Source organism: Stenotrophomonas sp. Steno-Z1 (genome assembly GCF_056393175.1).
Genome location: NZ_JBWJPB010000001.1, coordinates 1,300,617 through 1,313,034 on the forward strand (window position 1 = coordinate 1,300,617; position 12,418 = coordinate 1,313,034).

Annotated in this window: 13 protein-coding genes; 7 read left to right on the forward strand and 6 right to left on the reverse strand. The window is 67.5% G+C overall.

Going from position 1 to position 12,418, the window contains the following annotated elements; genetic code table 11:
* The first annotated feature begins 78 nt into the window (after positions 1 to 78).
* Entirely contained in the window at positions 79 to 852 is a 774-nt protein-coding gene (locus AC06FD_RS05765; protein WP_478077235.1) for a hypothetical protein, read from the forward strand.
* Positions 853 to 942: 90 nt separating this feature from the next.
* Positions 943 to 1,920 carry a zinc-binding dehydrogenase gene (locus tag AC06FD_RS05770; protein ID WP_478077236.1) on the forward strand — a complete coding sequence of 326 codons (978 nt, stop codon included), beginning with the start codon at positions 943 to 945 and terminating at the stop codon, positions 1,918 to 1,920.
* A 410-nt stretch (positions 1,921 to 2,330) separates the two neighbouring features.
* Here AC06FD_RS05770 and AC06FD_RS05775 read toward each other — a convergent pair whose 3' ends face one another.
* Positions 2,331 to 3,224 (reverse strand): LysR family transcriptional regulator, encoded by an 894-nt coding sequence (locus AC06FD_RS05775; protein ID WP_478077376.1) that lies wholly within the window; start codon positions 3,222 to 3,224, stop codon positions 2,331 to 2,333.
* A 201-nt stretch (positions 3,225 to 3,425) separates the two neighbouring features.
* On the opposite strand from AC06FD_RS05775, the gene AC06FD_RS05780 reads away from it, so the two are divergent.
* From AC06FD_RS05780 to AC06FD_RS05790, 3 genes are all read left to right on the forward strand, one after another.
* The gene (locus tag AC06FD_RS05780) at positions 3,426 to 3,890 is read left to right on the forward strand and encodes a (R)-mandelonitrile lyase (RefSeq protein WP_449334363.1); all 465 of its coding nucleotides are present in this window, start codon (positions 3,426 to 3,428) and stop codon (positions 3,888 to 3,890) included.
* A 72-nt stretch (positions 3,891 to 3,962) separates the two neighbouring features.
* Entirely contained in the window at positions 3,963 to 4,625 is a 663-nt protein-coding gene (locus tag AC06FD_RS05785) for an SDR family oxidoreductase (RefSeq protein WP_478077237.1), read from the forward strand.
* Between the two features lie 64 nt (positions 4,626 to 4,689).
* On the forward strand, positions 4,690 to 5,610 hold the full coding sequence (locus tag AC06FD_RS05790; protein ID WP_259202797.1) for a M14 family metallopeptidase: 921 nt from the start codon (positions 4,690 to 4,692) through the stop codon (positions 5,608 to 5,610).
* Positions 5,611 to 5,676: 66 nt separating this feature from the next.
* Here AC06FD_RS05790 and AC06FD_RS05795 read toward each other — a convergent pair whose 3' ends face one another.
* Both AC06FD_RS05795 and AC06FD_RS05800 read right to left on the reverse strand, forming a co-directional pair.
* A complete protein-coding gene (locus AC06FD_RS05795) occupies positions 5,677 to 7,380 on the reverse strand; it encodes a P-loop NTPase fold protein (protein ID WP_478077238.1) in 1,704 nt (567 codons plus the stop codon).
* Between the two features lie 201 nt (positions 7,381 to 7,581).
* On the reverse strand, positions 7,582 to 8,445 hold the full coding sequence (locus AC06FD_RS05800) for a LysR family transcriptional regulator (RefSeq protein WP_478077239.1): 864 nt from the start codon (positions 8,443 to 8,445) through the stop codon (positions 7,582 to 7,584).
* Between the two features lie 246 nt (positions 8,446 to 8,691).
* On the opposite strand from AC06FD_RS05800, the gene AC06FD_RS05805 reads away from it, so the two are divergent.
* Both AC06FD_RS05805 and AC06FD_RS05810 read left to right on the forward strand, forming a co-directional pair.
* Complete coding sequence (locus AC06FD_RS05805; RefSeq protein WP_478077240.1) at positions 8,692 to 9,063, forward strand: DMT family transporter; 372 nt, start codon at positions 8,692 to 8,694, stop codon at positions 9,061 to 9,063.
* Positions 9,060 to 9,380: an SMR family transporter gene (locus tag AC06FD_RS05810; RefSeq protein ID WP_259202792.1), complete on the forward strand. Its 321-nt coding sequence runs from the start codon at positions 9,060 to 9,062 to the stop codon at positions 9,378 to 9,380. Before AC06FD_RS05805 ends, AC06FD_RS05810 begins: the two co-directional genes overlap by 4 nt.
* A 6-nt stretch (positions 9,381 to 9,386) precedes the next feature.
* On the opposite strand, the gene AC06FD_RS05815 is transcribed toward AC06FD_RS05810, so the two are convergent.
* The 3 genes from AC06FD_RS05815 to AC06FD_RS05825 all read right to left on the reverse strand — a co-directional run bounded on the left by AC06FD_RS05815 (position 9,387) and on the right by AC06FD_RS05825 (position 12,410).
* The gene (locus AC06FD_RS05815; RefSeq protein ID WP_449334358.1) at positions 9,387 to 10,211 is read right to left on the reverse strand and encodes an isocitrate lyase/PEP mutase family protein; all 825 of its coding nucleotides are present in this window, start codon (positions 10,209 to 10,211) and stop codon (positions 9,387 to 9,389) included.
* Positions 10,212 to 10,455: 244 nt separating this feature from the next.
* Complete coding sequence (locus tag AC06FD_RS05820) at positions 10,456 to 11,604, reverse strand: MFS transporter (protein WP_478077241.1); 1,149 nt, start codon at positions 11,602 to 11,604, stop codon at positions 10,456 to 10,458.
* A gap of 11 nt (positions 11,605 to 11,615) precedes the next feature.
* The gene (locus AC06FD_RS05825) at positions 11,616 to 12,410 is read right to left on the reverse strand and encodes a DeoR/GlpR family DNA-binding transcription regulator (RefSeq protein ID WP_259202787.1); all 795 of its coding nucleotides are present in this window, start codon (positions 12,408 to 12,410) and stop codon (positions 11,616 to 11,618) included.
* Between the last annotated feature and the right edge of the window lie 8 nt (positions 12,411 to 12,418).

The window sequence follows — 12,418 nt, forward strand, 5'->3', positions numbered from 1 at the left end:
GGCCTTGCAATCTGCGGCCTCCCAACGCCTTAACCCTGAACCGCGTATCGTCACCGCTCTTTGAGTTGGAGTGGATGCATGCGTTGGATCGTGTTGTTGGCCGCATTGGCCATGCCGGTGGTGTCGTGGTTCTCGCAATCCGGCGCATTCGGCCCGACCAATGGCGCGATTTCCGACCGCTATCCCACCTTGCTGGTGGCCGCGGGGTACGCGTTTGCGATCTGGGGCGTGATCTTCCTGTGGGACGTGATCTTCGGGCTGTGGCAACTCCGTCGCCGTCGCCCGGACCTGCCCGGGGTGCGTGGCTGGGCGGCAGCGGGCTTCGCGCTGACGGCCGCGTGGATGCCGGTGTTTTCCAACCTGTGGTTCCTGCCCGCGCTGGCGATCATCTGGGCCGCGTTGGTGTGCCTGCTGATGGCAGCCGTGCGCGCCGCGCCCCTCGACGCGACCGGCGGGCAGCGCGCCTGGGCGGCGTATCCACTGGCCCTGCACGCCGGCTGGCTGACGATGGCCGCCTTCCTCAACACGGCCCAGGTGATCGTGGCCTACCAGTGGCTGCCCACCGCCGATATGTTCGGCTGGAGCGTGGTGCTGCTGGCCCTGGCCACGCTGCTGGCCTGGGCGATGAACCAGCGGCTGCGCGGGCATTTTGCCTACCCGGCCGCCGTGGTGTGGGCACTGGTCGGTGTGTACGTGAAGCAGTCGGGCTGGCGCCTGCCGGGTGCCGATACGGTGTCGGTGCTGGCGCTGGCGATTGCCGCGCTGCTGGTGCTGCAGACGTTGCTGCTGCGCGTGCGGGCGTGGCGTCATCCGACCGTAGCGGTCGTGGCCGCGCACCGCCATCGGCGTTGAGGTCCTACGTGTTTCCGGGCACCGCGCGTGCCCCTGCAAGGCCGGGCGCTGCCCGGCAATCCCCCATTGAACTGGCAACAGGAGAATTCCATGCGCGCTGCATTGCATGACACCTTTGGCGATCCGACCGTCGTGCTGCACGGAGGCGAGGTACCCGCCCCGCAACCGGCCGCGGGCGAGGTGCGTATCCGCACCGTGCTGGCCCCCATCCACAACCATGACCTGTGGACCGTCCGCGGCAAGTACGGTTACAAGCCCACGCTGCCGGCCGTTGCCGGCAGTGAAGCGACCGGCGTGATCGATGCGCTGGGCGAGGGCGTGCAAGGCCTGACGGTAGGCCAGCGGGTCAGCGCCGCGTCAGTGCATGGCACCTGGGCCGAGCAGTTCATCGCACCGGCGAAGATGGTGATTCCGATGCCGGATGCGATCGACGATGAAACCGCGGCGCAGCTGATCGCGATGCCACTGAGCGCGCTGATGCTGCTGGAGTTCCTGCAGGTACGCGAGGGCCAGTGGATTCTGCAGAACGCCGCCAACGGCGCGGTCGGCAAGGCGCTTGCGATGCTGTCCAAGGCACGTGGCGTGCACTGCGTGAACCTCGTGCGCCGCGATGCCGGCGTCGCGGAAATGGACGCGCTGGGCATCGACAACACGATTTCCACCGCCAGGTCGGACTGGATGGCGCAGGTACAGGCCACGGTCGGCGAGGCATCGATCGCCGCAGCGGTCGACTCGGTGGGCGGGCGCGCCAGCAGCGAACTGATGACCCTGCTGGGCGATGGGGGCACGCTGGTGTCGTTCGGCTCGATGACCGGGGAGCCGATGCAGCTCAACTCGGGCGACGTGATCTTCAAGCAGGCCACGGTGAAGGGCTTCTGGGGCAGCAAGGTCAGCCAGGCCATGGCCCCGGACGACAAGCGCCGCCTGGTCGGTGAGCTGCTGCAACTGGCCGCGCGCGGTGGGTTGAGCCTGCCGGTGGACGGTGTGTTCGGGCTGGATGCGGTGGCCGATGCCGCCAAGGCCAGCCTCGAGCCGGGCCGCAACGGCAAGGTGCTGCTGCGCCCGTGAGGGCGGCGCCGGTTCGGTAGAGCCGACCGTTGGTCGGCTGCCTTGGATCGGGCACCGTGATAGCCGACCAACGGTCGGCTCTACGTTGGGCCTGGCCCCGTGATAGCCGACCAACGGTCGGCTCTACGTTGGGTCTGGCACCGCGATAGCCGACCAACGGTCGGATTTGCGTCGGGTCTGGTACGGCGATAGCCGACCAACGGTCGGCTCTACGTTGGATCTGGTACGGCGATAGCCAACCGACGCTCGGATTTACTGGATGAGGTGGGCGATGCCGCCAAGGCCAGCCTCGAGCCGGGCCGAAACGGCAAGGTGCTGTTGCGCCCGTGAGGGCGTCGCCGGATCGGTAGAGCCGACCGTTGGTCGGCTGCCCTGGATCGGGTACCGCGATAGCCGACCAACGGTCGGCTCTACGTGTCCGCGCGCAATGCCTCGATCACCACCTTCATCGCGCTGGAGGATTGCCGGCGGCTGGGGTAGTAGGCGTAGTACCCGTCGAAGGGGTCGCACCAGTCCTGCATGACACGCCGCAGGGCACCGGCGGCGATGTCATCGAGGACCATGTCCTCGGGCAGATAGGCCAGGCCGGCACCGGCCAGCGCCGCGCGACGAATCGCGCTGCTGCCGTTGAAGGTCCATTGGCCGTCCACGCGCACGTTCACTTCCTCGCCGTTCTTCTCCAGATCCCAGACCATCAGCCCGCCATGGGTGGGCAGGCGCAGGCCGATGCAGTTGTGGGCGGCCAGGTCGGCTGGCACCTGCGGCGCGGTATGCGTGGCGAAGTAGCCCGGGCTGGCCACGATCGCCATGCGCTGCGGCGGGCTGATCGGCACGGCGATCATGTCCTTGGCCACGCGTCCGCCCAGGCGGATGCCGATGTCGTAACGCTGGGCGACGATGTCGGCCAGGCCGTAGTCGACGGTGAGTTCCACATGCAGGTCGGGGTAGGCCGGCAGCACCGCGGCCAGCCGCGGCCAGACGATCGTGTTGGCCGCATGCTCGGCGGTGGTGATGCGGATGGTGCCGGCCGGGCGGTCGCGGTACTCGCTGATCGCCGCCACCTCGGCCTCGATCTCCTGCATGCGCGGGGCGACGGTGTCATACAGCCGCTCGCCGGCCTCGGTCATCGAGACGCTGCGCGTGGTCCGGGTCAGCAGGCGGACGCCCAGGCGTTCCTCCAGTCCGCGCACGGCATGGCTGAGCGCGGACTGCGAGACGCCCAGTTGGGCGGCGGCGCGGGTGAAGCTGCGTTCGCGCGCGACGGTGATGAACACCTGCAGATCGTTGAAGTTCTCGCGGGCCATGGGGCGGGGCCAAGGGCGCATGGCAGTCATGCGGGCCCATGATGCGCGGGCCAGACTGATGAGTTCAAGCCGCGTTCTGGTTGCATTGATGAGCCATGGTCATGGCTGCATCCCGGTTGCGGTGGGTAGTCCCCGCCCCGGGGCACGCCTACAGTGATCTTCCCCGCGGCGTGATCCGTCGCTCCCCCAGGAGATCGCTTCATGGACCTGTTCACTGCGGCGCTATCGCTGTCGATGGCCGCCACCGGGCCCGCCGCGACGGCGCCCATCCGCATCACCAGCGCCGGCACCACTGCTTCTGCCGCCGGTCCGGCGGACTACTTCACCGGTCGCGTCCGCATCGATGCACCGTTCCAGGCCGATGCGCCCGCACGGGTTGGCGGCGCCACGGTCACCTTCGAGCCCGGCGCACGCACCGCATGGCATACCCATCCGCTGGGCCAGACCCTGATCGTGACCGCAGGCGTGGGCAGCGTGCAGGAGTGGGGCAAGCCCGCGCGCGAGATCCGCCCGGGCGACATCGTCTGGATCCCGCCGGGCGTCAAGCACTGGCATGGCGCGCAAGCCACTACGGCGATGACGCATATCGCGATCGCCGAAGCGGTCGACGGCTCGCCGGTAACGTGGATGGAGCAGGTCAGCGACGCGCAGTACAGCGGCGGCTGAACGTCGGCGCGCGATGCGGACGGCCGTGTCACATCCGCCTGCGTACCCTCCCAGGCAGATCGACACAGGAGAATGGTCTTGAGCAGTGTTTTCATCGTCGGCGCCGCCGGCAAGGTTGGCCGTCATCTCGTCGAGCAGCTGGCTGACAGAGCGCATCGCGTGCTCGCGCTGCATCGTCGTGCCGGGCAGGGCGATGAACTCAGCGCACTGGGGGCTACGCCGGTCTCCGGTGACCTCACCGCCATCGACGTGGATACGCTCGCCGGCTGCATGGCGGGCAGCGATGTGGTGGTCTTCACCGCTGGTGCGGGCGGCGCGGGCGTGGAGGTGACCAACGCCATCGATGGCCGTGGCCTGGCGCTGGCCGTGGATGCCGCCCGGCAGGCAGGCGTGCGTCGTTTCCTGCTGGTCTCGGCGTTCCCGGAAGCCGGTCGCAACAAGGCGATGGGCGAGGGCTTCGAGAATTACATGACGGTCAAGAAGCGCGCCGATGTGTATCTGGCCGCGAGCGATCTGGATTGGGTGATCCTGCGCCCCGGCACCTTGAGCGATGCACCGGGCACCGGGCGCGTCGCCGCGGGCCCGGCGATCGCCTATGGCGACATCCCACGCGCGGATGTGGCCGCCACGCTGGTCGCGCTGGTGGAACATCCGGAGGTGCGGCGCACGATCATCGAGCTGACCGAAGGCGACCAGCCTGTCCATGACGCAATCGCGGCGCTTGCCCACGCGTAAGCGGGCCGCCCGGTGCGGCAGTGGTAAAATCGCGTTTCCACACCGCGACACAGACGAGCACGCCATGAACGACGCCCCCTTCTATCCCATCGGCACCCCTGGCCAGCCCTGGGGCGCTGCGGAGAAGGCGCAGTGGCGTGCCCGTCAGCTGCCCCAGCGGCGCTATGCCGACGATGTGCTGCCGGTGGTGGAGGCATTGCGTGACGCGTTCGATGTCAGTCAGTACGGCACGCTCGACTACGCCCCGGACCAGTACCCGCTGTTCGCCGTGCGCAGCCGCGACTGGAATCCGGCGCTGCCGACGATGCTGGTCACCGGGGGCATCCACGGCTACGAAACGAGTGGCGTGCAGGGCGCGTTGCAGTTCCTGCAGACCCGCGCGGCCGAGTACGCGGGGCGCGCCAATCTGCTGGTGGTGCCCTGCGTCAGCCCGTGGGGCTATGAGCGCATCCAGCGCTGGAACGCCGAGGCGATCGATCCGAACCGCTCCTTCATGGCCGACAGCCCGGCGGCCGAATCGGCCGCACTGATCGCGCTCGTCGCGCCGTTGCGCGGCAGCATCGCGATGCATATCGACCTGCACGAAACCACGGACACCGATGAAACCGAGTTCCGCCCGGCCTTGGCCGCGCGCGATGGCAAGCCGTTCGAGCCGGGCCTGATCCCGGATGGTTTCTATCTCGTGGATGACAGCGAGAACCCGCAGCCGGCGTTCCAGACCGCGGTCAATGCGGCCGTCGAGCGGGTGACCCATATCGCCCCGGCCGACGACAAGGGCGAGATCATCGGCTCGCCGGTGGTGGCCCCGGGCGTGATCGAGTATCCGCTGGAAAAGCTGGGCCTGTGCGCCAGCGTCAGCGGCGCGAAATACACTACCACCACCGAGGTCTACCCGGACAGCCCGCGCGCCACCCCGCAGCAGTGCAATGACGCCCAGGTGGCGGCGATCTGCGCGGCGATCGATTACGCGTTGGCGCAGAAATAGCACGTCGAGGCGGGCCGATCGCTCCTGGCACCGCCTCAACAGTTGATAAGCACTACCCTCAGGGGATCACGGGTCGTCCTGACCCCAGCCTTCATATCTGGGCCGTTCGCCCTCCAAGGCGAGCTTGAGCATGCGAGCGTGGCGTGCATTCGATGCGTTCTGCGACATCGATTTGCACGCATCGCTGAATGCGCGAGCATGCTCCTCGTGCCCTACCGGCAGAGATCGGGACGCGCCATGATGAAGCAGCTTGGTCACCGTCTTTCGAAGTTGCGTCGAATCCAGTTTCTGCAACTGGCTCAGAAACCACTCTGTCGTCATGTGCGACGGCCCAAAGGAATATCCGCCGATTGCGATCTCTTGCATGTAGCGCAAGTCTACGTCGTACTCTTCAAGAGGTTCGCCTGCCTCGGCCAGATCGTCAACGAGCTTGCGCTCGCGCAGGAGTTTCGCAAGCTTGGTGTTGAGGCGGTCCGCATCCCACCCTGAGATACGGGCCGATTCTGCGTTTCCAGGAAGACGTCTTTCATAGTCGCTGATGGCCGAGGCCACAAGCGCCCCCGATGCATCAACCTCGCCCAGCAGCCCAAGAGACTCGTCGAACAGGGCGTGATTGACGTACTGCGCCGCGCGGGTCGCGCAACTCCGCGCGGCGGTGACTGCCTCTTCGGTCGGCCACTCAGGATACCAGTCAAAGCGATCCCGCAGTTGTCTGATTTCCTGTGTGAGCTTATGTTGATCTTCGCGAGAGTATTCCTGCTGCAACAGGGTCCGCATACGTTCAACGGGTAGATGTCCGTCGAACATCAATCGCGCGACCAGGTTCGTGAATGGCCCATCGATCGAAAATCCAAGTGCCTTGGCCGCCTGCTCGAGCTCAGGCGTGCTGATGAGGTGGTGCGCGTCGTCGAATTCCAGCCGTTCCAATGCCGGGAATGCGGTTTGCGCGCGGAAATGAATACTCATGAATAGCACCAATGGTGCCAGGAAGTCGCGCATGGTTGCACTGTCGGCGGGCACATCTGCGGGCGCCAGCCTGGCTTCGGCCGCGATCTTTTTGATTGCACGGATATTGGTGATTCCGCAGTAGACAATCAGGGGCGCCAACGCGGCTCGCAGCCTGTCGGGTACCGGAAATACGACGTCCAGCGATTGCTCAGGCCGCGGCCGTAAATTGATTTCCCTGTCGACGATCTTCTCGCGGATATGTTGCCATTTCTCTTCATCTATAAGTTTGGCATCGTTCATGACCAGCACGAATCGACATTTGTGCAGCATGCGAAGCTCGTCTATGAATCCTGAGATTTCATCGATACCGAGCTGGTCGTGTTTTCGCTCGATGTCATCCAGCACGATGATGTGCTCCGCCAAGGCCGCACCGGAGCGAAGCAGCACAAGCTCATTGGCCATGGGACCGAGCGTATGTGCTTTGCTTAGCAGTGACTCCAATTCCTTTCGCACCCCGCGGGTCTTCTCGTGGAGCAGTCCCCTCAGACCCCCCGTACGCGACATGCTGTCGTCGAGGAGGACCAGCTTAAGTTCTGACAGGGACTTCAGCCCGAACAACGAGGCGCATGCAAAGCTGTGCGTGCCTGACTCGCTCATCTCCTTGATCGTTCTTTCCACGGCAGACGTCTTTCCAGAGCCCCATGGGCCGCTCAGAGAGATGACGACTGTCTCCTGATCCCTTAGTGACGAGAGAAGGGCCTGTCTGACTCCGCCGTGCACGGAATCGGTGTCGTCGACTGACGGCGTGGCATGTGTGTTCATTGGGCTATCCTATCCATGGAGAGAATCGATGTAAGCATGACTTGGTCCGACCTGGCAATCGGTAGATTCGCTGGACGCGTCGGGAAATTTCTTACAATGCAACCGCTCCCGCCGCGCGCAGCGAGGAGATTTCAGCCGGCATTCGGCGACGTTGCACCAGTCGTTCGGGATGCCGCCTTCAAGCGCTGCCCGCGGCAGCCACTAATGGGGGAACTGCAGGAACTCATCCAGCAGCCACAACGCCGCCGGGCCGAGCGACGTATCGCGCGACCACACCGCATCGGCACCGATCAGCCGTGGCCAGCCGGGCAGGGGCAGCTCGACCAGCATGCCCCGACCGTAGCGCGCCACCAGCGCCCGTGGCAGTTCGGCCCAGCCGAAGCCGTCCTCGGCCATCTCCAGCACCATCAGGTAGTCCGAGGCCGACCACGTGCGCCCGCGCGCGTGGCCGTCGCGCAGCGCATCGCCAGTCAGGCAGATCTGGCGATGACGGGCCAGGTGCGAGTCCTCCGGCGCGGGCTGCGCGGCCAGCGCGTGATCGGCGGCAACGAACACGGCCATCTGCGCGCGCAGGGGCAGGGCGCGCACCGCCAGTTCGGAGGGGTACGAAGGCTGATGCGGGATCAGCCCGAGATGGGCGCGGCCGCGCTGCACCACCTCCAGCACGTCGCTGCCTTCGGCATCCAGCCACTCCAGGTCGATATCCGGAAACCGCTGTTCGAACCGGCGCAGCAGGTGCTGGTCCGGGTTGAGCTGGTAGATATCCGAGAACACCAGGCTCAGGCGCGGCTCCACCTCATCGGCCAGACGGATGCTGAGCTGCTCCAGGCGGTCGGCGGCAGCCAGGATCTCCTGCGCATGGCCAAGCACTTTGCGACCGTCCTCGGTCAGCACCGGATAACGGCCGCTGCGGTCGAACAGGGTGAGGCCCAGGTCGGCCTCCAGCGTGGCGATCGCGGTGCTGACGGTGGACTGGGTCTTCTTCAGCCGGCGCGCGGCGGCGGAGAACGAGCCGAGTGCCGCGGCCTCGACGAAGGCGTGCAGGGATTCCGGGCCATAGCGCATGGATGTATCGCCTTTGTCGATGGGTTCCATCTTTGGCCTGATGGAAAATACGATGATACTGGCCGCGTCGCTCGGGTGCCATCGCAGGGCCGCGTGCCGATCATCCGTCGGTCCTTGCCGGCCCTCGTGTCGGTGTCGCCACCCACGTCACCGGCAAGCAGCGACACATCCGCATCCGCCCTCCCGGCCGATGCCCGGTGCCCGGCGTTCCGTCGGCGCGTACCGGCCGCAATCAAGGAGCTTTCCATGCACACACAGGTGCATTCCCAACCCCGTGCCCGTGGCGGTCTGATCGCCTGGGCCTGCCTGATCGTGGCGATCGTCGCCGAAGTGGTCGGCACCGCGTTCATGGCCGATGCCGCGCGTCATGGCGGTTACTTCGGCTATGCCGTCATGGCCGTGGCCTTGGCCATTTCGTATTACTTCCTGGCGCTGTCGGTGCGCGGTATCGCGGTGGGCGTGGCCTACGCCGTCTGGGAAGGCCTGGGCCTGACGCTTCTCACGCTGGTCGGCATCGTTGTGTTCAAGGACAGTCTGTCCGTGCAGCAGATGATCGGGCTGGTGATGGCGGCGGTCGGCATCGTCTGCGTCACCCTCGGCGAGGAGCACGCGCCATGAACCTCACCGCTTTCCTGTTCGTGCTGTGCTCGGCGCTGATCGATATCGCCGCCAACATGATGGTCGCCACGTCCGATGGTTTCCGTAAGCCGGCCTGGGGGTTCGCCGCGATCGTGCTGGTCTGGATCGCCTTCGCGCTGCTCGGCCAGGCCGTCAAGACACTGGATCTGGCTACGGCCTATGCCATGTGGGGTGCCATGGGCGTGATCGGCACCGCCCTCTGCGGGCGCGTGCTGTTCGGCAACCGCCTGCGCCCGATCGGCTGGGCAGGGATCGCCTTGGTCACCGGCGCGGTGGGGGTGCTGTCCAGCCACTGAGCCGGGTCAGCGGAACAGTTGATTCAGCACGGCCCCGGAGGCCGCATCGGCGAAGCCGTCGAAGCGGCCTTCGTCCTTCAGCAGCTGCGCCGCGCGCATCATGCCGCCCCAGGCGGTGCGCGCCATCGCACCGCCGACGCTGACCCGGCGCACCCCCATCCCCGCGATATCCTGCAGGGTGAACGGCAACGCGCTGCCGACCAGCAGGTTGACCGGCCGCGGCGCCACCGCAGCCACGACGGCCTCGATCTGCTCGCGGGTGCTGATGCCCGGTGCGTACAGGCAGTCCGCGCCCGCCTCGGCATAGGCGCGCAGGCGGGTGATCGCATCGTCCAGGTCGGGACGGCCGACGAAGAAGTTCTCGGCGCGGCCGACCAGAAGCACGTCCTCACCGGACGCGTCGATCGCGCGGCGGGCGGCACGCACCCGTGCCACGGCATCGTCCAGCGTGCGCAACGGGCTCGCAGGATCCACGCTGGCGTCTTCAATGGAGATGCCGGCCACGCCGGTGGCGATCGCGCGGGTGACATTGCGGCCCACCTCCTCGAGAGCGCCGAAGCCATCGCCGAAATCGGCGTTCAACGGCAGCGGCGTGGCAGCGGCGAGGGAATGCAGATGGGCCAGTGTTTCCTCCAGCGTCAGCGTGCCATCGGCCTGGGCCTGGCTCCACGCATAGCCGGAACTGGTCGAGGCCAATGCCTGGAAGCCCAGGCTGTGGAGGTAGCGTGCGCTACCCGCATCCCACGGATTGGGCAGCACGAAGCAGCCCGTGTCATGCAGCGCACGGAAGGCCGCGCGGCGCGGGCGGGGATCGAAGGCCAGGGCCGTCATGGTGCGCATCCGGTAAGCAGTCACCCGATGGTAACGCCAGCCGCCGCCAGCGCCGTGCTGCGCTGCGCGACCGCGTGGGCCGCGCAGCGCCGGCAGCTCGACACGCGAGGGTGCCCTTTCGGTACAGCGTGCGCGGCTACGCCACGTGCGACCCCGCCGCGCACGCTGCGGGGAACGGATGCGCACGGCCGACGCAGCGGCGCACAGGTGAGGCTGGGCGCCGCTGCATGGGTCAGGGTGGGGCTCAGGCCTTCAGCCAGCGCGCCGACAGCCCGATCAGCAACAGCGCAGCGGCGACCAGGCAGAACGCGAACACCAGGCTGCTGCCCTGGGCGACGAAGCCGATCAGCGCCGGCCCGGCCAGTACGCCGGCGTAACCGAGCGTGGTGATGGCCGGGATGGCCAGGCTTTCGGGCATGGCCATCTGGTTGCCTGCCATCGAGAACAGCGCCGGCACGATGTTGGCGCAGCCCAGGCCGATCAGCGCGTAGCCGAGCAGCGCCAGCGGCAGTGCCGGGGCGAAGGTGACCAGGGCGAAACCGCCTGCGGCGACCAGGCTGCCAAGCAGGATCGCGCGGTGTCGTCCCAACCGGGCCACCACGCCGTCGCCGACCAGTCGCGTGACCGTCATCGCGATCGCGAACGTCATGAAGCCCAGCCCGGCACGCGAGGGGTCGACGTGCTGCACTTCATGCAGGAACACCGCGCTCCAGTCGAGCATCGCGCCTTCGGCGAGGAAGGCGACGAAGCACAGCACGCCGATGCCCAGCACCACGCCCTGCGGCACGGCGAATACCGGTGCGCCGGACGCTGCCTTGTCATTGCGCCAGAACGGCAGCGAGGCCGCCAGCAGCGCGGCCATCACCGCCGACCCCAGCAGGCACACCAGCCACGGCGGCAGATGCAGGGCGAGCAGCGCGGTCATCGCCGCCGCGCCGACGGCGCCGCCGATGCTGTAGAAGGCATGGAAACCGGACATCATCGGGCGCCCGCTGTCGCGCTCGACCATCACCGCCTGGATGTTCATGGTGCAGTCGCAGGCCCCTACGCCCGCGCCGAACACGAACAGGGCCAGGCCCAGCGTCCACGGCGAGGGCGCAATGGCCAGCAGCGGCAGGGCGGCAATCACCATGATCAGGGTTGCGATCATCACCGCGCGGCACCCATGGCGGGCGGCCAACATGCCGGCCAGCGGCATAGACAGCAGCGAGCCGGCGCCCAGGCACAGCAGCACCAGGCCGAGCGAGCCTTCATCCAGTCCGGTGCGGGATTTGGCGAAGGGCACCAGGGGCGCCCACGCGGCGGTGGCGAAACCGGGCAGGAAGAACGCGGCGCGGGTGGCGTGCTGTTCGGTGCGCGTGCCGGCAAGGGCGGAACGGGTAAGCGTGGACATCGGGGGCGGGCTCACTCTGCGCGGGCGTGGTGGAGATCGACGCCGCGACGCGCGAACGCCTCGGCCTGGGCGGACGGTGCGTCGGCTTCGAGCACCAGGATGTCGATCTGCTCGACGCCGCCGATGCGATGCGCGGCCTGCGCGCCGAGCTTTTCGTTGCTGGCCACCACCACGCAGCGGCTGCTCGCGGCGAGCATCGCGCGCTTTAGCGCAGCCTCCTCGCCATCCACGGCCCACATCCCGGCTTCCGCGTCCACTGCGCAGGTACCGATGAAACACACGTCCACCCGCAACGCGGCGATCGCCTCGAGCGCTTGCGCACCGACGGCCGCGCCGATGCGCGGGTCCAGCCGGCCGCCGATCAGGCTGACCTCGATACCGCTGCGCGCCATCAACAGCACGGCGATATCCGGCGCGTTGGTGATCACCCGGATGCCCTGCTGGTCGGGCAGGCAGGCGGCGATGGCGCTGTTGGTGGAACCGGCGTCGAGCAGCACAAGCTCGCCCGGGCGGACATGCGCGGCAGCGGCGCGGGCCAGGGCCTGCTTCTGTTCGCGTTGCTGGGCGTGGCGGTCGACCAGCGGCGGGAATGCCGGCGCGGCGGGCAGGGCGCCGCCGTACACCTTGCGACACAGGCCCTGGCTGGCCAGATCGCGCAGGTCGCGGCGGATCGAGTCTTCCGACACCCCCATCTGCACCGCCAGCGGCGCGGAGAACACACGGCCGTGTTCGCGCAGCAGGCGCAGGATGGTCTGTTGGCGTTCGCCGGGCAGGGCTTCGGAGGTCATGAACGACTCGGAGGACATGGGGGGTG